This window comes from Amycolatopsis sp. FBCC-B4732, from assembly GCF_023008405.1.
Taxonomy (GTDB): Bacteria; Actinomycetota; Actinomycetes; order Mycobacteriales; family Pseudonocardiaceae; genus Amycolatopsis; species Amycolatopsis pretoriensis_A.
The window spans coordinates 2666138-2689183 of record NZ_CP095376.1 but is presented as its reverse complement, the minus strand read 5'-3'; the positions used below and the strand labels follow the sequence as shown (position 1 = coordinate 2689183).

The 23046-nt window shown below is 71.7% G+C and carries 22 protein-coding genes; 7 read left to right on the top strand and 15 right to left on the bottom strand.

Annotated elements, in window-relative coordinates:
* Positions 1-2 precede the first annotated feature (2 nt).
* On the top strand, positions 3-950 hold the full coding sequence (locus MUY14_RS11415) for an FAD-dependent monooxygenase (RefSeq protein ID WP_247022936.1): 948 nt from the start codon (positions 3-5) through the stop codon (positions 948-950).
* Here MUY14_RS11415 and MUY14_RS11410 read toward each other — a convergent pair.
* Positions 947-3298, bottom strand: coding sequence for an alpha-L-fucosidase (locus MUY14_RS11410; protein ID WP_247022935.1), 2352 nt, complete (start codon positions 3296-3298; stop codon positions 947-949). The two genes, MUY14_RS11415 and MUY14_RS11410, sit on opposite strands and share 4 nt — an antisense overlap.
* 227 nt (positions 3299-3525) lie before the next feature.
* On the opposite strand from MUY14_RS11410, the gene MUY14_RS11405 reads away from it, so the two are divergent.
* Positions 3526-3789: a hypothetical protein gene (locus MUY14_RS11405; protein WP_247022934.1), complete on the top strand. Its 264-nt coding sequence runs from the start codon at positions 3526-3528 to the stop codon at positions 3787-3789.
* 410 nt (positions 3790-4199) lie between these two features.
* On the top strand, positions 4200-5420 hold the full coding sequence (locus MUY14_RS11400; RefSeq protein WP_247022933.1) for an SGNH/GDSL hydrolase family protein: 1221 nt from the start codon (positions 4200-4202) through the stop codon (positions 5418-5420).
* On the opposite strand, the gene MUY14_RS11395 is transcribed toward MUY14_RS11400, so the two are convergent.
* The 8 genes from MUY14_RS11395 to MUY14_RS11360 all read right to left on the bottom strand — a co-directional run bounded on the left by MUY14_RS11395 (position 5406) and on the right by MUY14_RS11360 (position 12755).
* Positions 5406-6683, bottom strand: coding sequence for an MFS transporter (locus MUY14_RS11395; protein ID WP_247022932.1), 1278 nt, complete (start codon positions 6681-6683; stop codon positions 5406-5408). The genes MUY14_RS11400 and MUY14_RS11395 overlap by 15 nt on opposite strands.
* On the bottom strand, positions 6680-7222 hold the full coding sequence (locus tag MUY14_RS11390) for a GNAT family N-acetyltransferase (protein WP_247022931.1): 543 nt from the start codon (positions 7220-7222) through the stop codon (positions 6680-6682). Before MUY14_RS11390 ends, MUY14_RS11395 begins: the two co-directional genes overlap by 4 nt.
* 231 nt (positions 7223-7453) lie before the next feature.
* Positions 7454-8011: a YbaB/EbfC family nucleoid-associated protein gene (locus MUY14_RS11385; RefSeq protein WP_247022930.1), complete on the bottom strand. Its 558-nt coding sequence runs from the start codon at positions 8009-8011 to the stop codon at positions 7454-7456.
* Positions 8008-8352, bottom strand: coding sequence for a type VII secretion target (locus tag MUY14_RS11380; protein WP_247022929.1), 345 nt, complete (start codon positions 8350-8352; stop codon positions 8008-8010). The genes MUY14_RS11385 and MUY14_RS11380 overlap by 4 nt, the downstream gene beginning before the upstream one ends.
* Positions 8353-8356: 4 nt before the next feature.
* The gene (locus tag MUY14_RS11375; protein WP_247022928.1) at positions 8357-10348 is read right to left on the bottom strand and encodes a hypothetical protein; all 1992 of its coding nucleotides are present in this window, start codon (positions 10346-10348) and stop codon (positions 8357-8359) included.
* A gap of 8 nt (positions 10349-10356) precedes the next feature.
* On the bottom strand, positions 10357-10824 hold the full coding sequence (locus tag MUY14_RS11370; RefSeq protein ID WP_247022927.1) for a hypothetical protein: 468 nt from the start codon (positions 10822-10824) through the stop codon (positions 10357-10359).
* Positions 10825-10844: 20 nt separating this feature from the next.
* The gene (locus tag MUY14_RS11365) at positions 10845-11687 is read right to left on the bottom strand and encodes an ESX secretion-associated protein EspG (protein WP_247022926.1); all 843 of its coding nucleotides are present in this window, start codon (positions 11685-11687) and stop codon (positions 10845-10847) included.
* Positions 11688-11840: 153 nt separating this feature from the next.
* Positions 11841-12755, bottom strand: coding sequence for a 2-dehydropantoate 2-reductase (locus tag MUY14_RS11360; protein WP_247022925.1), 915 nt, complete (start codon positions 12753-12755; stop codon positions 11841-11843).
* A gap of 194 nt (positions 12756-12949) precedes the next feature.
* On the opposite strand from MUY14_RS11360, the gene MUY14_RS11355 reads away from it, so the two are divergent.
* Positions 12950-13249 (top strand): hypothetical protein, encoded by a 300-nt coding sequence (locus MUY14_RS11355; RefSeq protein WP_247022924.1) that lies wholly within the window; start codon positions 12950-12952, stop codon positions 13247-13249.
* 102 nt (positions 13250-13351) lie between these two features.
* On the opposite strand, the gene MUY14_RS11350 is transcribed toward MUY14_RS11355, so the two are convergent.
* From MUY14_RS11350 to MUY14_RS11340, 3 genes are all read right to left on the bottom strand, one after another.
* A complete protein-coding gene (locus tag MUY14_RS11350; protein ID WP_247022923.1) occupies positions 13352-14044 on the bottom strand; it encodes a flavin reductase family protein in 693 nt (230 codons plus the stop codon).
* Positions 14045-14170: 126 nt separating this feature from the next.
* The gene (locus MUY14_RS11345) at positions 14171-14788 is read right to left on the bottom strand and encodes a hypothetical protein (RefSeq protein ID WP_247022922.1); all 618 of its coding nucleotides are present in this window, start codon (positions 14786-14788) and stop codon (positions 14171-14173) included.
* 25 nt (positions 14789-14813) lie between these two features.
* Positions 14814-15275 carry a hypothetical protein gene (locus tag MUY14_RS11340; RefSeq protein WP_247022921.1) on the bottom strand — a complete coding sequence of 154 codons (462 nt, stop codon included), beginning with the start codon at positions 15273-15275 and terminating at the stop codon, positions 14814-14816.
* A gap of 243 nt (positions 15276-15518) precedes the next feature.
* Here MUY14_RS11340 and MUY14_RS11335 point away from each other — a divergent pair, with 243 nt between their 5' ends.
* Positions 15519-16283, top strand: coding sequence for a polysaccharide lyase family 7 protein (locus tag MUY14_RS11335; RefSeq protein WP_247022920.1), 765 nt, complete (start codon positions 15519-15521; stop codon positions 16281-16283).
* Between the two features lie 39 nt (positions 16284-16322).
* Here the strand turns inward: MUY14_RS11335 and MUY14_RS11330 are convergent, their stop codons facing one another.
* Together MUY14_RS11330 and MUY14_RS11325 are read right to left on the bottom strand one after the other, a co-directional pair.
* Positions 16323-18104 carry an AIPR family protein gene (locus MUY14_RS11330; RefSeq protein WP_247022919.1) on the bottom strand — a complete coding sequence of 594 codons (1782 nt, stop codon included), beginning with the start codon at positions 18102-18104 and terminating at the stop codon, positions 16323-16325.
* Between the two features lie 168 nt (positions 18105-18272).
* Positions 18273-19295, bottom strand: coding sequence for an LLM class flavin-dependent oxidoreductase (locus MUY14_RS11325; protein ID WP_247022918.1), 1023 nt, complete (start codon positions 19293-19295; stop codon positions 18273-18275).
* Positions 19296-19426: 131 nt separating this feature from the next.
* On the opposite strand from MUY14_RS11325, the gene MUY14_RS11320 reads away from it, so the two are divergent.
* Together MUY14_RS11320 and MUY14_RS11315 are read left to right on the top strand one after the other, a co-directional pair.
* On the top strand, positions 19427-19894 hold the full coding sequence (locus MUY14_RS11320) for a hypothetical protein (RefSeq protein WP_247022917.1): 468 nt from the start codon (positions 19427-19429) through the stop codon (positions 19892-19894).
* A 139-nt stretch (positions 19895-20033) separates the two neighbouring features.
* Positions 20034-21707 (top strand): alpha/beta fold hydrolase, encoded by a 1674-nt coding sequence (locus MUY14_RS11315; protein ID WP_247022916.1) that lies wholly within the window; start codon positions 20034-20036, stop codon positions 21705-21707.
* Here the strand turns inward: MUY14_RS11315 and MUY14_RS11310 are convergent.
* On the bottom strand, positions 21691-23037 hold the full coding sequence (locus tag MUY14_RS11310; RefSeq protein WP_247022915.1) for an alpha/beta hydrolase: 1347 nt from the start codon (positions 23035-23037) through the stop codon (positions 21691-21693). The genes MUY14_RS11315 and MUY14_RS11310 overlap by 17 nt on opposite strands.
* Positions 23038-23046 lie beyond the last annotated feature (9 nt).

The following is a 23046-nucleotide window of genomic DNA, read 5'->3' as shown; positions in this document are numbered from 1 at the left end:
GCATGGCGGCGAGGCGCACGGCGGTGGCCGTGGTGGGGGCGGGCCCGGCCGGACTCGCGGTGGCGAACCTGCTGCGGCGCGCGGGGATCGCCGGTGTGCTGCTGGAGCGGGAAAGCCGGGCGTTCGTCGAACAGCGGCCGCGGGGCGGGTTCATCGAGGAGTGGGCGGTCCGCGGGCTCGAGCGGCGCGGCCTGGGTGAACGGCTCGTCGCGAAAGCGCCGCGGCACGCGGAGTTCGAATTCCGCTACGGCGACGTCACCGGGCAGCGGCACTTCGTTTACCCGCACCAGCTCCTGGTGACCGATCTGCTCGCCCAGTACACCGGCGCGGGCGGTGAGCACCGGATCGAGTGCGACTTCGTCGCCGGCTGCGACGGCGCCCGCGGCTTCACCCAGGGGTACCTGCCGGCGGAATCGACGGTGAAAGCCCACCACGACTACGGAATCGGCTGGCCGGCGCTGCTCGCCGAGGCGCCGCCGTCCGCCGACGGCGTGCTGTCCGGCATCCACCCGCGCGGCTTCGGCGCGCACATGGCCCGCACGCCCGGCGTCACCCGGTTCTCCCTCCGGACGGCCGCGGGCGAGCCGGAAGCGGACTGGCCCGACGAACGCGTCCGGCGAGAGCTGCAGGCGCACCTGGTCGCGCCGATCGCGGCCAAGGGCATGAACCTGGCCCTGTACGACGCTTTCCTGCTCGCGGAGGCCTTCCAGGCGCACTACGCGGGCGATTCCGCGCCGCTGGCCGGTTACTCCGCCGCGTGCCTGCCGCTGGTGTGGCAGCACCAGGAGTTCTCGCTGTGGCTGTCGGACATCTTCCACCACACCGCGGCCGCGGCGGAGAACCCGTTCCCGGCGCGCATCGCGGAAGCCCGGATGCGCCGCCTGCTGGGTTCCCCGGCCGCGGCCGCGGTGTTCGCGGAGCTGTACATCGGCAAGAACGCCGGCCTCTAGCTCCAGGCGATCTTGAACACCCAGGCGTAGCGGCCGGCTTGCCGCGCCGCGGCCGGGACGTCGATCACCAGCGAGCCGTTTTCCACCGTCCAGTGCAGGTTCCCGCGGTAGCCGAGCAGCGTCACCCGGTCGCCGGTGCGGATCGGGACCGGCGCGCCGACCACCAGCCTGCTGCCCGGCGCCGCGAGGGAATGGACGTAGAAGGCCTCGTTCTGCTTGACCGTGAACCGCAGGTCGCCGAGCTGGGCCATCCGCGACCAGTACGTCGTGCCGTAGATGGCTTCGCCGTTGACCTTCAGCCACGCGCCCGCGTCACGCAGGTGCTTCTGCATCACGGCCGGGATGGTGCCATCGAAGTCGGGACCGATGTCGAGCAGGAAGTTGCCGTTCTTCGACACGATGTCGACGAGCGTGCGGACGACCTCCGCCGCCGTCATGTACCGGTCGTCCGGCGTCGCGCGGTTGTAGCCGTAGGAGAACGGGTCGAGGCCGCGGCTGGCTTCCCACTTCGCCACCACGGTGTTCGGGTACGTCGTGTACTCCGGCGTCGTGAAGTCGTGATCCGGGATGCCGCCGCGGTCGTTGTAGGTGACGTCCTTGGGGCGCTTGCGGTTCTTCGCGCGGTTGAAGTACTCGGTGAGCACGGCCCGGCTGTCGTTGACGCCGCCGATGTCGAACCAAAGCACGTCCGGGTCGAACTCCGAGATCAGCTCGAGCACCTGCGGCGCCTGGTAGTCGCGGACGAAGTCCTTGCCCGCCGTGTACCCGGTGTAGGGCAGCGCCGCGCCGGTGTACGGGTTGCGCGGTGCGTGGCCCATCCACGGGTTGTCCGGGTTGAACCACTCGGGCAGCGAGAAGTACAGGCCGTTGCGCAGCTGCGGGGTGTACTTCCGAGAGGCGGTGAAGAGCTCGTCGATGATGTTGCGCTTCGGGCCGAGCTTCACGGAGTTGCGGTCGCTGACCTTGGTGTCCCACAACGCGAAGCCGTCGTGGTGCTTCGACGTCAGGACGTAGTACTCGGCGCCCGCGTCGGCGATCAGGTTCAGCCACGTGCGCGGGTCGAACTTCGCCGCGGTGAACATCGGGATGAAGTCGTCGTAGGCGAAGTCCTCGCCGTACTTCTCCCGGTGGTAGGCGTAGGTCGCGCCGTTCGGGTCCTGCTGGTTCTGCCAGTACCACTCGGCGTACTGCTGGCCGACCGGCGCCCACGCGGGCACGGCGTAGACGCCCCAGTGGATGAAGATGCCGAACTTGCTGTCGTTGAACCAGTACGGCGCCCGGTGGGTGGCGAGGGAGGCGTCGGCCGGCCGGAAGTCCGGGACGCCGAGGGTGATCGGGACCTGCTGCGTCGCGAGGGTGCCGCGGCCGGCGGTGACGCGGATCTGGCCGTGGGTCGTCGTGCCGGGTGGCACGGACGCGTTCGGCGCGAGGCCGAGCCGGACCGTCGCCTGCTCGCCCGGCGCCAGCGCGCGGATGGTCGCCGGCACGGTGGTCCGGCCGCCGGGGACGTCGACGGTGACGGTGACGTCGTCGCGCGCACCGAGCCACACGGTGCCGGCGTTGACGATGGTCGCTTCGGCGGCTTGCGGGCCGCCGTCGGTGAGCAGGTTCGCGCTCGACCGGCCGTCGAGGACGAGGGCCGAGCGGCCCACGGCGACCGGCTGCAGGGTGAGCGCGAAGACGTGGAGGCTGGCGACGTTCGGGGCGGGGTCGGCGGTCGTGGGCAGCGTGAGCGCGACGGCTTCGCGGGCCGGGTCGACCCAGACCTGGCCGGTGGCGAGCGAAACGGGGTTGTCGTCGACGACCCCGCCGGGTGCGTAGCGGAACGGCGAGACGAGCGCGCCGCTGCCGGTGTACCAGTCGGGGCCGGAGAGGGAGCCGGTGCTCGTGGTGCCGTCGGCGTAGTGCACGGTCGCCGTGCCGCCGGTGGTGCCGTAGCTGGCCGCGACCAGGAAGTACGCGACGAAGTAGCGGCCCTTCGGCAGGTCGAGCCGCTGGCCGGTGGCGGCGATGTTGTTCTTCGCACCGGCCGCTGCGGAGCCGAGCTTGAACGGCACCCCGCCGACGGTGGCGGTCTGCCCGGCGGGCACGTGCTCGGCCGGGAAGGTGTAGCCGGACCCGTCGAAGTCGCCACCGGCGGCCGACGCGCTGTCGATGCCGTCGTTGGTGAACCACGCGTCGAGCGCGACGGGAACGGGGGGCGGCGGCGGGACGATCGGGGTGTCCGGCCGGTCGGGTGCGGCGTCCACGGGGATCGCGGCACCGGCCGGGGTCAGGCCGGCGGCGCTCAGGGCCACGGCACCACCCAGGGCGATGCCGAGGGCGTGCCGGCGAGGGAAGGTCGTCACTGAACCTCCAGGGATCGGATGACTACGGCGGAATTGCGACAGAGTTCGCCCCTGGTTGGCCGATCTGTCGTTGGCGAAGCTGATTCATCCGATGACTGACCCTGCTCGCTGGGTCTCCCGGTGTCAAGAGGCGATCGAACTGAACCTGGCTCACGTCCGGCGCGTAGTCCTCAGTGACGAGCTGCAGCACTCGCGCCGAGACCCAGCCGCATCGAAAGGCCAGACCGATGTCCCCCTACCCGAACGCGCTGAGCCACCGCGCGATCGCCATGCTCAAGGCGATCGCCCAGGGCCGCGCCGAGCTCCGCTGCAGCTGCGAACCCGACCTCCGCGTGGACGGTTTGCCGTGCTGCGACCAGAACACCGCCCACGACCTGTCCCACGCCGGACTGGTCCGCGCGGTCGGCACGCCGTCGCCCGGCCAGTGGGCCCCGGCGGAACTGACCGACGCCGGTCACCACGCCCTCGGCGGCTTTCCCGCCGCCGCTTGAGCTTCGACCGCTCCCGCGCGTACTTGGTGAAGGCCACCTTGAGGAACGTGAAAGTTCCTGAAGGTGGCCTTCACGGCGTTCCGGGCAGCGGGCGGTGGCGGGGACCGGCGGCGCGGTGCGAGAAATCGGCGGGCGGGGTGAACCGCGCGGGGCCGGGGGCCGTGCTTGGGGTGAGGGCGTCTCGCACCGCCCTCCGGGGTTGCCACGATGCAACGATCCGGGCCAGCCTCCGCCCGATCGGGACCGGGTCACCCCGGCGAGCGGCCGTCGCGGCAACGGCCACCTCGCGCGGGCCCGTCCGGCATCCCCAGAATCCCGGACGGGCCCGCCCCTCGCTGTCCGGGATCTTGTCCGGTGCACTCACCTGATCAGCGGTCCCTGGCTCGGCGCAGCGGCGACACCGTGAGTACATGCGACGCTTTCTGGCCGTGAGCGCGGCGATCCTGGCGGGTTTCGGACTCCTCACATCGGCGGGCAGCGCAAATCCGGAAAGCGCTCTCCCGAACCTCGCGCAGCACGCCGTCGGCGGCTGGGTCGGGACCTGGGCCGCGGCGCCCGCGTCCGCCGTCGCGAACACGCCGGACGGCTACCCCGGCTTCTCGATTCGCAACGTCGTGCACAGCAGCGCCGGCGGCGGGCGGGCCCGCGTCCACCTCTCCAACGCCTTCGGGGCCACGCCCCTCACCTTCGGGCACGTCACCATCGCGGTGCAGGGCACCGGGCCGGACGCGGTGCCGGGCTCGCTGCGGAACCTCACGTTCGGCGGTGCGCCGAGCGTGGTCGTGCCCGCGGGCGCCGAAGCGCTCAGCGACCCGGCCGGACTGCGGGTGCCCGCCGACGCCAACCTGCTCGTGACGACCTACGTGCCCACGAAGTCCGGGCCCGTCACCTACCACCCGGCCGCGGCGCAGACGTCGTACTTCACCCGGGCCGGCGACTTCGCCGGCAGCGAGTCCGGCGCGCCCTACACCGAGCAGACTTCCGTGTGGCACTACGTTTCCGGCGTCGACGTCCAGGGCGGCGCCGAGGCTTCGATCGTCGCGCTCGGCGATTCGATCACCGACGGCGTCGGCTCGCAGGCCGGCGCGAACCACCGCTGGCCGGACTACCTCGCCGACCGGCTGCACGGCCGGTTCGGCGTCCTGAACGCGGGCATCAGCGCCAACCGGCTGCTGCTCGACGTCCCCGGCTCCGGCGCGGGCCAGAACGCGCTTTCCCGGTTCGACCGCGACGTCCTCGGCGTCGGCGGCGTGCGGACGCTCATCATGCTGGAAGGCATCAACGACATCCAGCAGGACCCGCACCAGACCGACCCGGACGCCATCACCTCGGCGTACCGCCAGCTGGTGGCGCAGGCGCACGCGCGCGGCATCCGGGTCGTCGGCGCCACGCTCACGCCGTTCAAGGGCTGGCGCGTCTACGACGACACGCTCGAAGCGACCCGCCAGGCGGTGAACGCGTTCATCCGCACCAGCGGGGTCTTCGACGCCGTCGCCGACTTCGACGCGGCGGTGCGCAACCCGGCCGACCCGCTCACCCTGCTGCCGGCCTACGACTCCGGCGACCACCTGCACCCCGGCGACGCGGGCTACGAGCGGATGGCCGCCGCCGTCCGCCTAGACCGGCTGTGAGCGCGGGATGAACAGCACCGCGACCAGGCTCAGCACCGCCACCCCCACCAGGTAGAGCGACACCGAAAGCGAAGTTCCGGTGGACGTCTGCAGCGCCGTCGCGATCAGCGGCGCGAAGCCGCCGCCCAGCACCGCGCCGACCGCGTAGGAGAACGACGCCCCGCTGTAGCGGTAGCGCGGCTCGAACAGCTCCGCGAACAACGCCGACTGCGGCCCGTACGTCGCGCCGAGGCCGACGTTGAGCACCACCACCGCCACCAGCAGCCACACGGTGGCGCGCGTGTCGACCAGCAGGAAGAACGGGATCGGCCAGACCACCAGCAGCACCGACCCGGCCAGGTACACCGGTTTGCGGCCCACGCGGTCCGACCACGCGGCCGTGACGAGGATGCTCACCAGCCACGTCACGCTGCCGACGATCACCACGACGAGCAGCGTGGTCCGGTCGATCTTCAGCACCGAAGTGCCGTAGGACAGCAGGTACGCCAGGAAGATGTAGCCGATCGCGGTGTTGGCGATGAAGCTGCCGGACGCCACGAGCAGCGCCCGCGGCCGCTCGCGCAGGACGTCGGCCATCGGACGGCTGCTGCGCGCTTCCGCGTCCCGCAGCCGCGCGAACACCGGGCTCTCCTCGATCCGCAGCCGGATCACCAGCCCGACGGCGACCAGCACGATGCTCGCCAGGAACGGCACCCGCCAGCCCCACGCCGCGAACTGCGCGTCGGTCAGCGAACGGCCGAGGACGAAGAACATCAGCTGCGCCAGGATCAGCCCGGCCGGGACGCCGATCTGCGAGAAGGCGCCGTAGCGCCCGCGGTGTCCGTCCGGGGCGTGCTCGACCGCCATCAGCGCGGCGCCGCCCCACTCACCGCCCGCGCTCAGGCCCTGCAGGAGCCGCAGGACCAGCAGCAGGATCGGCGCCCAGACCCCGATGGCGGAGTACGTCGGCAGCAGCCCGACGCCGACCGTCGCCACGCCCATCAGGAGCAGCGACAGCACCAGCATCGCCTTGCGGCCGACGCGGTCGCCGAAGTGGCCCCAGAGGATCCCGCCGACCGGGCGGGCCAGGAAGCCGACCCCGAGCGTCGCGAACGCGGCGAGGGTGCCGGAAGCGGGTGACAGCGTCGTGAAGAAGAGCTTGCCGAACACGAGGGCCGTCGCCGTGCTGTAGATGAAGTAGTCGTACCACTCGATCGTGGTCCCCACGGCGCTCGCCACGGCGACCCGGCGCAACTGCCGGGCCGCGACCGCCGGGGTGCTCACGACCCGGCGAGTGCGGCCGTCGGGACAAGGTCTTCGGCCAGGAGATCCATCAGCAGCCCGTCGTGCCAGCTGCCGTCCGGGCCGCGTTCGTAGGAGCGCATCCGGCCGACCGGCCGGAAGCCGAGGGAGCGGTAGAGCTTGATCGCCGCTTCGTTGTCCGCCGCGGGGTCGATCACCACCCGGTGGTGCCCGCGCACGGTGAACAGGTGCTCGGCCAGCACGCGGATGGCGGCCGAGCCGAGGCCGCGGCCCTGCCAGTCCGGGTGCACGGCGATGTCGATGCCGGCGTGCCGGTACTGGGGATCCGCTTCCTCGAACGCGAGCTCGATGCCCACGACGACGTCGTCGTGTTCGATGGCGTAGGTCGTGGTGCCTTCATCGGGGTCCAGCAGGTAGGACACCTGGGCGGCCACCGGCTCCTCGGCGTCGGCCCACCAGCGGGCGACTTCGGGGTGCGACAGGATCTCCTCGAACCGGGCGGCGTCCGGGGCGGCGGCGGGCCGCAGCCGGACACGGCTACCGGTGATAAGGCCGGTCATCGGCCCAGTGTCGCCGCCCGGCGGTCCGGTGTCGAGCCCCGAACGGGGCCGGTCAGCAGTACTTTCGGCGGTTTCGCCGGCCCGCGTCACCAGGGGATGTCGCCGTTCCCGGCCGGATCGGGACACCGCCACCCGGCCGCCGTGCGATCAGCCCGCCACAGCGCACGCCGAGCCGGGCCACGCGGGCGCGGGGGCCGGTCAGCCGCCACGCGACGGCTGACCCGGCCCGCGTCACCAGGGGTTGTTGTCGTCCTCGACCGGGTCCGGCCGGCGCCGTGGGGGCGGTGAGGCCTGCGGGGCCGACGGGGACGGTGGGACCGCCGCGCCGCCCGAGGGGGACGGCGGGAGCGGGCCCGGCTCCGCGGGCGGCGGTGCCGGCTCGTCCGGTTCGTCCGGGTCGGGGAACCGGCCGCGCAGCGTGTCGAGCAGTGCCGTGCGGGTCTCGCGGTCCTCGTCGCCGAGACGCTCCGACATCACGCCCGCGACGCGCTCGGCGATGCCGGACTGCGCGCGGCGCATCGTCGTCAGGATCTGCCGGGACAGCTCCTCCAGCGGGAACGACTTGACCTTGTTGGAGAACGTCAGGTCGGTGACCGTGCCGTCCGCGCCGACGGTCACGCTGACCGCGCCGTCGGAGCTGGTCGCCGTCAGCCGGAGCCGCTCGGTCTCCTCCTGGGCTGCCTGGTAGCGCTCGGCCTTGGCCGCGAAGCCGGCCGCCCAGTCGTCCATGCGGCGGATCGCCTCGTCGGGGTCCCGCATCAGGTCCCCGAGCCCGTTCGGGCCGGTCATGCCTTCGTCCTCGTTTCCGCTGTGCGCGCCGACGCCGTGAGCTGCTTCTCGAACGGCTGCGCGTTGGCCTCTTCACCGTCGCGGTAGGACTGCGCGGCCGTCTTGACGTTGTCCGCGAGCCCGCGCACGCCGTCCATCGACGCGGTCAGCGCCTCCTTCGCCTTCTCCCCCGTCGGCCGGATGATCGGCGGGAGGAACGCGCACAGCAGTCCGTAGGCGTGGTCCGACATCGCCGTGTCGGCGGCCGCGGACGCGGTGTTGAGCCGGTCGACCAGGCTCTCGACGTGACTCGAGTGCGCGACCAGTTCGTCCGGTTCGACCTCGAAGCCGGCGGCCGTCATGCGTTCACTTCCAATCCTGGTTCTTCCAGTCGCCGATCACCGGCGGGGCGACGACCTGCTCACCCGCGAAGAAGTTCGGGTCGTCGCTCTCGAGGTAGTCGGCCGCCTTGTGTTCCTTGTCGTTGTCGCCCTTGCCGCCCTTGGCTCCGGCGCCCATGCCGCCCATGCCGGGGGAACCGGCCGCGCCGGCCTTGCCCGCCATGCCGGCGTTGCGCGCCGCCGCGGCTTCGGCCTCCGCGGCCGCACCGGACGCGGCTCCGCCGCCCAGGCCCGCACCCGTGCCGCGCACGCCACCACCGACGCCACCGCCGCCCGCACCCGAGCCGCCGCCGATGCCGCCGAGGGACCCGCCCCCGGCGCCGCTGCCACCGATTCCGCCGATGCCGCCGAGGCGGCTGGCGATGCTCTCGCCGTTGATGCCGCCGCCGCGGCCGATGGTCGGCATCTTGCCGGTACCGCCGCCGGGGATGCCACCCGGGCCGGTGCCGGTGGGCAGGCCGGTGATCGGGTCGATGCCGGGCGGGGTGAATCCGGGGATCGGGCCGACGCCGCGGCCGGTGGTGGTGCCGCCGCCGGGGATGTCCGGGATGTTCGGGATCGACCCCGGGGTGAAGCCGCTCCCGCCCGGGCCGCCGCTCGACGGGATCCCGGAGGGCGAGAAGCCCGACGACGTCGTCGAGTCGTCGAAACCGGGGACCGACGAGCCGGGGATGCCGGAGCCGGAGAAGCTGCCGCCCGGGATCTCGGGGATCGACCCCGGGTTGAAGCCCGCGCCGCCGCCACCACTGGCCGCCGGGATGCCGGCGCCGGAGAAGCCGGAGCCGCCGGCCCCGCCGCCGGGGATACCGCTGCCACTGCCGCCGCCGGGGATACCGCTGCCGGAGAAGCCGGAGCCTTCCGAGCCCGCGCCGCCGCCCGGGATGCCCGCGCCGCTGAAGCCGCTGCCACCGGCACCGCTGCCGCCCGCACCGCTGCCGCCGGGGCCGCCCGCGGGGTCGATCTCGGCGCCGTCGAAGGAGGCCGGCTTCCAGTCCGCGGTGTTCTGGTCCATCGCGTCGCGCGCCATGAGCGGCTGCGCACCGCCCGCGCCGGCGCTGCCGTCGGGCCGGGTGCCGGCCAGCTGACGCGTCGCGGTGGCGGTCGGCAGCTTCGGCGGGGCCGGGAACCGCGGCGTGGCGACCGCCGCGCCGATGGTCTCGTCGTACTGGGACATGATCTGCGCGGCGTGGTCGCGCGCGGCCGTCTGGGCCCGGTAGGTCTGCATCGCCTCGCCGGCGGCCGCGGCGTACTGCACCGGGTCCGTCATCGACATCAGCTTCTGGTTGGTGCTCTGCAGGTCGAACTGGACCGGCGGGTTCGCGACCATCTGCCGCTGGGTCTCGTTGAGCGCCTGGGAGTGGATCTCCTGCTGGCGGCCGGCGAGCGTCGCGCCCTGCGCGGTCGCGCCCAGCCACTTGCCGACGCCGGCGAGGTGCTCGCGGACCGCGTCACCCGCGCCGCCCTGCCAGTTGCTGGTGCTCGCGTTGATCGCGTCGGCCAGGGTCTTCTGGTGCGTGCCCAGGTCGTTGCCGACCCGCACCCACTCCTCCGACGTCTCCGCGACGGTCGCCGGGTTGGCGTCCTGCGTGATGGCCTCGTTCATCTGCTCGTGGGTCGCGTTGGCCCAGAGCGTCTTCGGGGCACCACCGTTTTCCCGCATGGTGAGGCCCTCGTCGAGGCCGTGCTTGGCGTCGTCGAGGTGCTGCTGGTACAGCTCCTGGATCTTCTTGTCGCGCAGGACCGGGTCGACGACCGGGCCGAGCCAGCCGCGCCGGATCTCGTCGTCGACCTGCCTGGTCGCCATCTCGCGGATTTCGTCGCCCGACGGCGACTTGTCCGTGGTCAGCGGCCCGACGAAGTACTTCGACGACGAATCGGCCGTCACGTCGTACAAGGGACTGCGCGGGTTGTAGTCCGGGGACGACGGGTCCGAGACGGACTCGGCGGTGGGTGCCACGGTCTCCCTCAGCTCTGGTCGGCGGTCGGGAGGGAGGTCAGCGTCGCGCGCGTGGTCTCTTCCCGGGACTTGTAGTTCTGCTTGGCCAGCTTGATGGCTTCGATGTAGGTCGGGAACTCCTGCCGCGCGGCCTGCAGCTGCGTGACGAGGCCGTGCTCGTCGGCGGCGGTGCTCACCATGTGCGCGGAAACCCACTGGCCGGTCGCGGTGCGGCTCATCGCCGGCGCGTCGTGCAGCCGCTGCAGGTTCGCCCAGCGCTGCTCGAGCGACTCGAGCACGCCTTCCAGGGCCTCGATCAGCCGGTTGCCCGTGGTGTCGTCGATGGCGAAGCCGCCGGTCTGCGCGAGCCGCTTCAGCTGGGCGCCGGCGAGCCCGACACGCACCGCGGCCATTGCCTTCTGCGCGGGTTCGGTCGCGGTCTGCATCTGCGCCGTCGCCTGGAGAGCCTGGGCAACCGCCTGGGTCTCTTCCGTCATCAGGACTGTTCCCTTTCCGGTCAGTACACCGCGGCGATGGCGTCGCGGATCGCGCGGGCGAGGTCGGCCCGCCCGGCCGGTACGTATTCCGCTGTCAGCTCGCCGGCCTCGCCGCTCGTCGTGTGCACGAGGTAGCGGCCGTCGGCGGTGTCGAGCCAGCTCAGCGGTTCACCGGCGACCCGCTCGCCGCGGCGCCCCTGCGCGCTGACGGCGATGTGGCCGCCGCCCAGCCGGGGTTCGGCGAGCACGCGCTCGAGGACGGCGACGTCCGAGGTCTTGCGCGCCGGCGGGCGGCGGCCGGGCCGCACCACGGCCTTGACCTCGATCATGCCGAAGGCGTCGGTTTCCTCTTCCTCGAACTCGGCGTCGGCGATGCGCTTCGCCGCCATGGCCGAGACTTCGCGCCCGGCGGCGCGGTGCACGACGTGCTTGCCCGTGGTCGCGGCCGGGGCGGGCGGCAGCACGCCCGTCACGACCTCGACGAGGTCCTCGTCCGCGAACAGCGAGAACAGCAGATCGTCGCTGTCCGCCGCCTGCGTGATCCCGAGCGCCTGGGCGCCGTCGGTGACCACGAGCACGGCGACGTCGGCGCCGAGGCCGTCGATCCCGCTCACCGCAACCGAAACCCGGGGGTCGGCGAGCAGCTCGAACGCCGTGCGCACACCGGGGTGCAGCTCACCGGAGACCGACAGCCGCCGCTCCTCGAGCGCGTCGTAGACCTGGCGCGCGACCCGCACGAACCGCACCGGGTCGGCCGGGAGGTTGCCCGCTCGCAGCGGGTACCGCCGGACGTCACCACCGGTCGCTTGGCCCACTATGAGAGCTTCGACGACCTCGAGGACGAACTCGAACCGCTCCGCCATTTCCCCTCGCCGATTCTCCGTCGTCAAACCTTCAAGCAAGTTCCCTTACGAACAGTAGCAGTGCCGGAAGAGGCCGTGACGGCACCGCCACGCCGATGCCCGAAAGACCACGATCCCCTGGACTGCGCGGGCAAAGCGCCCTCGGTGACCGGTTCACCCGATGCGGTGCTGGTGGACGCGCAACTGCAGGCTGACGAGGTCGAGCAGCGGCGTGGCGACGCCCAGCCGCCGGGCACGCGCGGTGAGATCGCCGAAGATCTGCTCCCCCTCGACCGGGTGACCGCCGAGCAGGTCGCGGTACAGCGAAGATCCCCCCATCGCGGGGTCCGTCACGGTCTTCCGCGTCGCTTCGAGGTCCGCCGGCGGCACCGGGAACCCGGCCGCTTCGGCGACCGACGCGGCTTCGGCCACGACGGCTTCGGCGAACTCCGCGCCGCCCGGCACCGCGACGACCTCGCCGATCGTGCCGCGCAGCAGGCTGTTGACCGCGCCGATCGCGGCGATGAACACCCATTTCGCCCACATCGCCTCGGTGATCCGCCCGCTGAGGGCGGCCGGGAACCCGGCGCCGCTCAGCGCCGCGTCGACGTCGGCCAGCCGGGGCGGGACGGGCTCGGTGCGGGCGCCGTAGGTCAGCTGCTGCAGCGGTCCGAGCCGCCGGATCGCGCCGTCTTCGTCGAGGGTGGTCAGCACTTTCGCGACGCCGCCGAGCACGGCGTCCGCGCCGAACCGCGCGTCGAGGGCGTCGATGTGGGCGAGTCCGTTGAGGAACGGCAGGACCAGCGTGCCCGGGCCGACGGCGGGGGCGAAATCGTCGATGGCCGGGGCCAGGCCGGTGGCCTTGACCGCCAGCAGCACGAGGTCGTAGGTCTCCCGGAGCGTTCCGGTCTCGACCAGGGGAGGCTCCAGGACCGTCTCCTCGCCGAGCCCGACGATCCGCAAGCCGGTGTCCCTCAGCACCTTCGCCCGGCCGGGCCGGACGAGGAACGTGACGTCCCGGCCCGCCTGCAGCAGCCGCCCGCCGAAGTACCCGCCGGTCGCACCGGCGCCCACCACCAGAATCCGCAAGTCGCTCACCCCATGACGTACGCCGGGCAGCGGCCACGGTATTCCCCCGCGGAGAGGTCGATCCGGGCCGGGGCCCGTGGGACGGGCATGGGAGCACGGATGCGGTGGAACGCTCGCGAGCGCGGGCTCACGGCCGGGGTGCTGACGGCCGGGGTGCTGGTCGCGACGGGCGGCCGCACCGCGACGTGGGATTCATGCTGTACGACCGCGAGTCCGACGAGGAGGAGGAGGCGGCCCTCGACGCCGACCGGGCGTACTACACGGCGTCGGTGGTCAAGCTCCTCATCGCCATCGACGAGACGGGCACGTGGGCGCTCCCGGACGCCGACGCCGTCGGCACCCGCACGGCCGCACTGATCGGCCAGACGCGCACGACCCCCTGGAAGACACCGTGCCCGACGAGGTCGCGCGGCCGATCCTCGCGGCGCTGGGCAACGCGCGGAACCCGGCCGGCGACGGCTGGGACCAGTACTTCGGCATCCCCGGCGGCCTGAGCGGGATGTCATGGCGGTGGTGCTGCTGACTCAGCAGCCGTCGATCGCCTCGGCCAAGGGGACGAGTGGCCGTGAAGACGCTCGCTCCCCCGCTCACACAACTCAACGCGACGCGACCCTGCGGGCGCGGTCGATGTCCGGGCCGCGGTAGAGCCGCTCGGGGATGCGGGCGAGCGTCGAGGGGTGGACCTGCGGGCCGAGGCCGTAGAGCTTCTGGAAGCTCATGATGAGCGGCCGCCAGCGGTCCGGGTCGACGTGGTCGTCGCTGCCGGCCGCGCGGATGTCGTCGTGCACGAACACGCGCTGCACGCGCACCTCGATCGCGACGATCCCGCCGCGCTGCCGCTCGTCGTCCTCGGCCAGCGGGTGCACGGCCTCGACGACGGCCTCCATGGCGACCGGGCACTCGGCGACCCGGGGCGGCGCGACGGTTTCGGAGTCCACCGGGGTGAGCCCGGCGCGGGCGAACTTTTCCGCCACGTGGAAGTACCCGCGCTTGCGCTTGCCGTCCGGAACGGGGTCGGACCCGGTGGTCAGCGCGAGCCGGTCGACGGCCGCGGCGAGCGCGTCGGAGGGCAGGTTGAGCACGCATTCGCCGGTGCGCAGGACGTTCTGGGTGGTCTTCGAGCGAGCACCGAGCCCGAGCATCGCCCGCCAGCCGAGCCAGAAGGCCGACGACATCGGGGCGAGGTTGGCGGAGCCGTCTTCGTTGGTGCTGGAAATGAGGACGACCGGGGTACCGAAGTAGAGGATGCCGGGCTCGATGGCCGTGTGTGCAAGGGTTTCCGTCTTCACGGGTTCGATCCTGCCGTCCACGGGGGACGCACCGCTGGCGGGAATCGGCCGTCTCGGTCCCGGCTCGGGGCCGTGAAGGCCACATCCACGGACACTCGGTCCGTGGATGTGGCCTTCACGCCTTCGTCAGCCGCAGTGTTCGGTGCGTTCCTGGTCGGTCATCGGCGCGGTGTGCTGCGTGATGTCGCCGGTCGCGCCGGGGACCGGGCCGTCCGCGTCGAAGTCCTGGTACCAGATGTAGTGGCCGTAGTAGCGGTCGCCGAAGTGCATCTCGTACGTGCCGTGCACCTTCTGCATCTTCGGCGCCCGCTCCACCCAGCCCTTCTCCCCCGGGCGGACGTCGACGTTGGTCGCCTGCCCTTCGGTGTGCGACGACTCCCAGGTGTGCTGGTACGACGTCTCGATGGACACCTTGAACACTTCCGAGAAGCCGTATTCGGCCGACAGGGACACGCCGAAGCTGTTCGACTCGCCCGTCGTGTCGGACCAGTTCACCGTGCTGCGCTGCAGGTCCGGCGTGCAATTGTAGGCCGCCTCGCCGACCTGGTGGCCGGCGCCGGTGTGCTCCTCCGGCGGGCCCGCCGGGTGGAACACGCACGAGTCCGTGCCGTTGTCGCACTTGTCGAGCAGTTCCCGGGCGGTGGGCTGGTCCTCGGCGGACGCGGCCGGTGCGGTGAGCACGAGGCCGGCGGCGGTCAGCAGGCCGACGCCCGTCGCCACCCAGGTGGTGCGCTTGCTGGTCATGCGGTCACTCCCTTTCGCGGGTGGCTCAGCTGAAGCCGATGGACTGGGTCCGGTCGTCCATGAAGGACCCGACGTTGCCGGTGTTCTCCTTGAACGGGCCGTCGCGGTCGCCGCTGAGGTTCGGCTCCGGGTAGAGCCAGATCCAGCAGTTCCCCCACGGCTGCACCGAGGAGATCTTGTTCTTCCAGTCGTCGCCGAGGTCGAACTGCCAGTTCACCCAGCCGTCCTTCTTGCACAGTTCCGGCCCGGTGATCGTGAGCGAGTTCCCCGTGTAGTCGGGGCCGTCGAAGAAAGTGCCCTGCACGACGTCGCCGTCGGCCCGCGCGGTCAGCGCCGTGCGGCTCGAAGAGCAGTGCTGCACACCGGTTCCGACGTTCAGCACGCAGTGTTTCGGCACTGCCGCCGCGTTCGCCGGTGCCACCCCGAGCGAAGTCAGCGCGGCCGCCGCGGACACCGTCGCCGCGGCTTTTCTGGTCCAGTTCCCCATTTTCCTTGCTCCTTCCGGTGAGCTCCGGTCCGACGAGTCGAACGTAACTCCAGGCTGACGCGCTCGCCGTCGCGTTGCCCGGCGGCACCGCCGGGTCTGCCTGATCCCTTCGAAAACGGGCAGCGGATCTTGACAACCGGTGAGGGCGGACCTACCGTGGGTCCACGCCGCCGGGTTGTCCAGACCATTCATTCACGTCCGTGAACGACTGGTTAAGCGTTTTCATCGTGAAAGGACACCACGATGCGCGTGCGTGCCTTGTTCGTCCTGCTGGCGGTTCCGGTCCTCGCCGCGGCCACCGCGTTGCCTGCCGTGGCGGCGGATCCCTCCGTGGCCCCGGGCGGCAACTTCGACCTGTCGGTCTGGCAGCTGCAGGAGCCGGTCGGCTCCCCCGGGAGCCCGACCACGATCTCCTCGTCCCGGCTGCAGGGGGCGAACGGCTTCCAGGACAGCTACTTCTACACCGACACCCGTGACGGTGCGATGACCTTCTGGGCGCCGGAAAAGGGCGTCACCACGCCGAATTCGAACTACGCGCGCTCGGAGCTGCGCGAGATGAACCGTGACGGCTCCGCGGCGAACTGGTCCCTGAGCGGGTCGCACAAGCTCAACGCGACCCTGCGGGTGGTGTCGGTGACGTCGAACGTGTGCGTCGGCCAGGTGCACCTCGGCACCGGCGGGTCGTCCACGAAACCGCTGCTGGAGCTGTACTACCGCGCCAGCGGCGACATCGTGCTGGGCACGGAGAACTCACCCGACGGCGGGCAGACGCCGCACACCGTCGGCCACGTCTCGCTCGGCAAGACGTGGACCTACACGATCGGCATTTCCGGCGGCAACACGATCGACCTGACGGTCAACGGCACCACCACGCACTACAGCATCCCGTCGTCGTTCAAGGCGTACAAGCAGTACTTCAAGGCGGGCTCGTACAACCAGTCCTCTTCGGACAGCACGACGAAGGGCGCACGCGTCGCGTTCTACGGCTTGAAGGTCACCCACGGCTGACGACGAACGGCCCGGCCGCCACCGGGCCGCTCGCGGGCGTCAGCGGCCCTGGAGCGCTTTCACCTCCTGCAGCAGAGCTTCTTGGCTCTTTCTGCTCCGCACGTCGTCCTTACGCAAGCTCCGGCCCGAATCCAGCACGTCCCGGAACAGATCGGCGGTCAGGTCCACCGCGTTCACGATCGCGCCCTCAACCTCTTCGGACAGCTTCCTCTCGGCGACCCCGAACCTCAGCCTCTTCGGCCGCTTCAGCCTCTGAGCCACGACATCGACATCCCGTGCCTCGAAGACCGGGATGAGTTCCGGGTTGATGATCGCCGAAACCATCATCGCGATGTGGTACTTGGCAGCCTTCAAGGTCGTCGATTCCGGCGTGCGCGCGAAGTACCGGTCGATGCGGTACAAGATCCACGCGGCGTAGTAGTAGGTGTCCTCGGGGTAGTCACCCCACACGAACGCGTCTTCCACCTCGAGGTCTTTCGGAGACCCGATCGCTTGGGAGGACTCCCCGAACAGGGTGGCGGCGACAGCGCGGTTCAGCTCGGGCGTCGTCACCACACGTGTCCGGGCGAACTCGAGTATCGTGCCGCGGTTCTGGCGCTCGTAGCGCAGCCCGTCCGGCCCCGACTGGGCGAAGTACTCTTCGACGTTCTTCGCCATCTGGGAACTGGCTTGGATGTCCGAAGACCCGATAGCGGTCTGCAGGTTGGTCGCGATCGACACACTCGTGCGAACGGTCGCGTCGTTCGAACTCACGATCTTGACCGGGATCCAGAGGTCGGCGAGCAGCTCACGAGAATTTTTGACCTCGTCCGTCTCAGCCCATCGCATGAGCTGGTGACTCGTCTGCCCGCCGTTCACGATCTGATAGCCGGAGATGAAGAACCTGTCCCCAGCCCCGCGCAGCTCCGTGGCGATGATCGTCAAACCGTTGTTCAAGAAGGGGAAGTGCTCACGCTCCGCCGACTGAAGCGTCGCCATGATCCGGCTGTTCACCGGGTTGTGGGAACCCAGGTCGAGACGGACGTTGTCGTCGAAGATCCCGGCGCGCACTTCGCCGGAATCGTCCTTGAGGAGTTTCAGGAGTTCGCTCGCGGAGACGAGCCCGATGTAGGCTTCACTCACCCTGTCAGTGGCCGGAATCGTCTGGCGCTTCTCGAAGTTGAACTGCACCTTCTGCGGTCCGTGCCGCTCTTTCTGCTTGGCGGAGAGCTCCTCGTGCCCATGAGTGCGGAGCTTCACCCCTTCGGAGTACACACCGATTTCGCGGATGCGGGAGATCGCCTCCGTGACCTGGAGTTCGGCTTGCACCCCAGCCCCGTCGTTCGAACTCGTCGTCACGTAGTAGAGCTCGCACGGGATCCTGCTGTCTTGGAACTTGTCGCCGTTCTCCGCGATCCGGTCGATCAGGTTCGCCAGGTCTACCAAGCGCGGGGGCAGTGCCAGGCTCCGCGGCTTCATCGCGTACTTCGTCACAGCCTCCACTCCGTGGAGGAACTTCGCGACGAGCTTCGAGTCGTACGATTCGCTCGTCTTCGCCTGGATGAAGATCACCTTCGCGGAGTTCGCGCCCTGATCCGCGATCAGTTCGTCGATCTCCGCGGGTTCGGACACGATACCGCCGTTGACGACCACCGCGGCGATGTCGATGCCCTCGTCGGAGCCGCCGCCCAGGACCGAGTTTTCGATCAGCTCTACGCTGTCCCCTACGTACTGGAAAAGGTAGTTCGCCGCCACGTACCGTTCGAACTGCTCGGACTCGCTTCCACCGAAACCGAAGTCGCGCGAGAACTTCGCTACGCGCTTGCTTGTGAGGGTGTGCATTCAACCTCTTCTTCAGAGCGACCAGCAGCCGGCCGGGTCAGAAACCTGGCGGCAGTCTCGCAGATGAGGAACGGGCGAAGCAACGAGTTCCCGGGATCCAGCAGCGCGACCGAAGACGCGGCCCAACGGCGACGAACGGCCCGGCCGCCACCGGGCCGCTCGCGGGCGTCAGCGCCAGCCCAGCTCCGGCGCCACGTGGGTGAGGATGTCCTCCAGCACGTGGGCGTTGTAGTCGACGCCGAGCTGGTTCGGGACCGTCAGCAGCAGGGTGTCCGCGGCCTCGACGGCCTCGTCCTCCTTGAGCAGCCGCACCAGTTCGTCCGGCTCCGCCGCGTACGAGCGGCCGAAGATCGCTCGGGTGTTCTCGTCGATCATGCCGACCTGGTCGCGCGACTGGCGGTCGCGGCCGAAGTACGCGCGGTCGAGGTCGGTGGTCAGCGCGAAGATGCTGCGACTCACCGACACGCGCGGCTCGCGGGTGTGGCCTGCTTCCTTCCACGCCTCGCGGTAGGCCTCGATCTGCTTGCGCTGCTGGACGTGCAGCGGCTCGCCCGTCTCGTCGTCCTTGAGCGTGGAGCTCTGCAGGTTCATGCCCAGCTTCGCGGCCCAGACGCCGGTCGCGTTCGAGCCCGACCCCCACCAGATGCGCTCGCGCAGCCCCTCCGAGTGCGGCTCGACGCGCAGCAGGCCGGGCGGGTTGGCGAACATCGGGCGCGGGTTCGGCTCCGCGAAGCCCTCGCCGCCGAGCACCTCGAGGAACAGCTCGGTGCGGCGGCGGGCCATGTCGGCGTCGGTCTCGCCCTCGGCCGGGGCGTAGCCGAAGTAGCGCCAGCCGTCGATGACCTGCTCGGGGGATCCCCGGCTGATGCCGAGCTGGAGCCGGCCGGCGGAGATGAGGTCGGCGGCGCCGGCCTCCTCGGCCATGTACAGGGGGTTCTCGTAGCGCATGTCGATCACGCCGGTGCCGATCTCGATCTTCGAGGTACGCGCGCCGATCGCGGACAGCAGCGGGAACGGGCTGCCGGCCTGCCGCGCGAAGTGGTGCACGCGGAAGTAGGCGCCGTCCACGCCGAGCTCCTCGGCGGCGACCGCGAGGTCGATCGACTGGTGCAGGAAGTCCGCGGCCGACCGGGTCTCGGAGTGCGCCCCCGGCGACCAGTGGCCGAACGACAGGAAACCGATGTTCTTCACGCCCTTCCCAGCGTCCGGCGGCCGGGATTGATTCCCGGGTGTGAGCAGGCCGACCGGGGTCGCTCGTTCCGGTGAACCGCCGCCGGTGGCCGTCCGGCGCGGGTACCCGAGGCGGAAACGAGGAGGAGCGCATGCCCGACAACGACCTCACCGGCTTCCTGATCATCGGACTGGTCATCGTGGTGGCCGACGGCCAGGTGCTCTACCGGGGCGGCCGCCGCTACCTGAGCGGGCCGGACGACGGCGACGGCACCGGGTCGATGGCGTGGCTGGTGGTGACCGTCTTCCACCTGGTCGCGTTCGGCGTCCTGGCCCTGCTCTCGGTGGTCGGCCCGCAGTGGTCGGGCTCGACGGCCGCGCTGGTCGGCAGGCTCGGCGTCTTCCTGCTGCTGCTCGCCGTCGTCCACGTGCTCACGCTCACCGTGCTGGCCCGCCGCCGCCAGGACCGGATCGTCGAGACCCGCTTCCAGGACCGCGATGCCCCCGAGGTGGTCGTCGAGCAACCGGGGCGGACCACGGTCACCCCGGTGCCCGGCCAGGACGGCCCGCACCCGGAGGTCAGCCCCGACCTCGGGCACCACGGGCCGTACCGCACCTGAGCGGTTCACCGGATCGGGGAACCCCGGCCCGGTGAACCGCGGTCTTCGCGCTGCTCGGCCCCCGTCCGCCGTGCTTGGATTCCCCGGCCGGAGCGCGATGAAGGGAACTGCGGTGCGAACGTCCCGAGCAGGGTTGGCGGTGGCCGTCTCGGTGCTGGTGGTGACGACCGCGCCCGCGGCGGCGACCACGCCCGATCCGCTCGCGCCGTACCTGACGCAGCAGGTGGCGTGGGGCAGCTGCCCGTTCGCCAAGCGGATCGAAGCGCAGCCCGCGCAGTGCGCGCGGATCACCGTCCCGCGGGACTGGGCGGCGCCCGGCGCCGGCACCGACCTCGAGGTGGCGATCAGCCGGGCCGCGGCCACCGGGAGCCGGCGCGGGGCGATCCTGGTCAACCCCGGCGGGCCCGGTGGCCGGGGCACCTCGCTCGCCGGCGCGCTGGCCGGGCTGGAACCGGCGTTGAACGAGCACTTCGACGTCGTCGGCATGGACCCCCGCGGCACCGGCCAGGAAGGCGGCGACGACGCCGGGTTCGTCTGCCGCGTGCCGACCGGGCGGCTGCCGGAGGAGGACGACCTCGACGCCCGCGACCGCTCGGCCGCCAGCATCGCGCAGCACCAGCGCGCGCCGCGGGCGGTGGCCGAGGCGTGCCAGAGCGACGCGGTCGCGCCCTACGTCACCACCTGGCAGACCGCGCACGACATGGACCTGATCCGCGCGCTGCTGAAGGACGACCGGCTCAACTACCTCGGCTTCTCCTACGGCACCTGGCTGGGCGCGAAGTACGCGTCGCTGTTCCCGGACCGCACCGGCAAGTTCGTGCTCGACTCCAGCGTGAACTTCGAAGGCCGCCTCCAGGCCGCGTTCGAGGCGTTCCCGAAGATCGACCAGCGCCAGTTCGACGACGTCTACGCGCCCTGGCTGGCCCGCCGCTACCCCGAGCAGCTCGGCAAGACCGCCGGCCAGGTCCGGGCGAAGTGGGAACGGCTGCGCGCGTTCTTCAAGCGCGAGGGCCTTTCGCCGGACATCTTCGACCACGTCTTCGTCGGCAACGGCAGCACCCGCCAGTGGCTGACCGGCGCGCTGATCCTCACCAAGGGCGCGGCCGCGCTCGACGGCACCCCGGCCGCCCCGCCGCCCGCGGCGCTGGAGGAGGACCTCGACGACGTCTCGCGCGCGGTGTTCGGGGTGCCGGCCGCGTCGTTGACCCCCGCGGGCGTGGTGCGGACGCTGGCGGAGCCCGAACCGGACTACGCCGACGTGCCCGGCACCCGGCTGGCGGTGGCGTGCGCGGACCAGCCGTCGCGCACGTCCGGCTGGTACAAGCTGCTCAGCGACCTGCAGGGGCCGACGTACCCGCTGTTCGGCTGGGCGTACGGCCTCAGCGAGCCGTGCGGGTACTGGTCCGAGCTCCCCCGCCACGAGCTGCCGAAACTGCCGCCGAGCGCGGCGAAGAACGTCCTGGTCGTCCAGGGCGAGTTCGACCCGCAGACGGGCTACGAACAGGCCGAGTCGGCGGCGCGGGCGGCCGGCGTCCCGATGGTCTCGGTGGCCGATTCGCCGTTCCACGGCCAGTACGCGGTGAGCGGCAATTCCTGTGTGGACGATCTGGTGAACGGGTTCTACCTCGGCGCCGCCCGCCCGGCGGCGACCATCTGCCCGGGTGTCCCGCTGCCCGGGGAGAAGGCGGTCTTCCCCGTCCCGGGCCCGGCGGGTGAGCCGGAAGCCGCACCGGCGGCGGCCCCGCGTGACGGCCTTTCGACCGCGCGGCAACGACTCCAGGACGCGATCAGCGCGGTCAACCGCGGGCGCTGAGCCCGCCGGTCAGCCGCGGCGGGTCGAACCGGACGTACCGCCCGTCCTCCCCCAGCGCGGCGGCGGCCGTGTTCAGGCGACCCGGTTCCGCGACGTCGCCCCAGCGCCCGGACTCGACGCGGGATTCGAGCGCCTGCAAGGCCGCGACGCTCTCGGCCGGCCGGAACGCGCAGTGCCCGGTCGCCCCGACGTACGCCTGGCGCAGCAACGCCCCGCGCCCGGCCCGGTGGACCTGACCGGCGTACCAGTCCTCCTGCTCGACCGGCACCAGCTGGTCGGCCGTGGTGTGGATGTCCAGCGTCGGGACGCGCAGCCGGCCGGTCGCCATCGACGTGCGCGCGAGGGTGCGGACCGCCTGCGGGTCCGGGCGGATGTCCGCGTCGCGGGTGAGCGCCGCCAGGTCGGCGTCGAGGTCGAGACCGGCCGTCCGGTACAGGGCACGGACCTGGCGGGCGTGGCTGCTGCCGGCCAGCAGGGCCCGGTAGTCGACGCCCGCGGTGTCCGCGCTGTTGCCGCCCGCGGCCAGCTCGACCTGGTAGCGGCCGCTCACCACGAAGCCGAGCACGAACTGCGCGAGTTCCTGCTGCTGCTGGACTTCCTGGCCCGCGTAGTCGGTCGGCGCCGGCGGGGTCGGGCCGGTGAGCCAGCCCGCCTCGTTGAGGAACGCGGCGGCCAGCGCGATCCGCGCGCGGCCCGTCGGGGTGGCCTGGCCGTCGGCCGCCAGCTTGGTCAGGGCGGCGGCCGACGCGCTCGCTTCGGCCGCGTCGGCGAACCGGACCAGCTTGACGTCCTGCTCCGGCGCGAGCAGCCGGGCGAGCGCGTATTCGCCGTGCAGCTGGTAGGCGTTCAGGTTGAGCGCACCGGCGACGAGACCGCACGTGCTCAGCACGCCGTCGAGGCGCGGGGTTTCGGCTTCGAGCGCGCTGACGAGCCCGCCCATGGACGTGCCCCACCCGAGCGTGCGCCGGGGGTGGCCGGTCACCCGCTCGAGCGCCGCCAGCGCGCCGAACTGGTCGTCGACGGCGGAGGCGAGCGCCCACCACGACGCGCCGCTGTAGGACGACCCGACCAGGGCGTACCCGCGGGCGAGGAGCGCGTCACGGGTGGCGTCGTCGGGTGCGTCCTGCGCGCTGAGCGGGCCGAACCCGTGGCTGTACAGGATGGTCGTGCCGTTCCAGGCGGCCGGGACGTCGGCCACCCAAGTGGCGCCGTCCGGCAGCTGTCCGGTGTGGTGCCCGGCCGCGGCGGCGGCTCCCGCGGTCAGGCCGAGCGCCGTCACGATCGAAGCGGCCAGTGCGATCACGCGGCCGTACCACCTGCGCATGCTCATGCGGGCAGG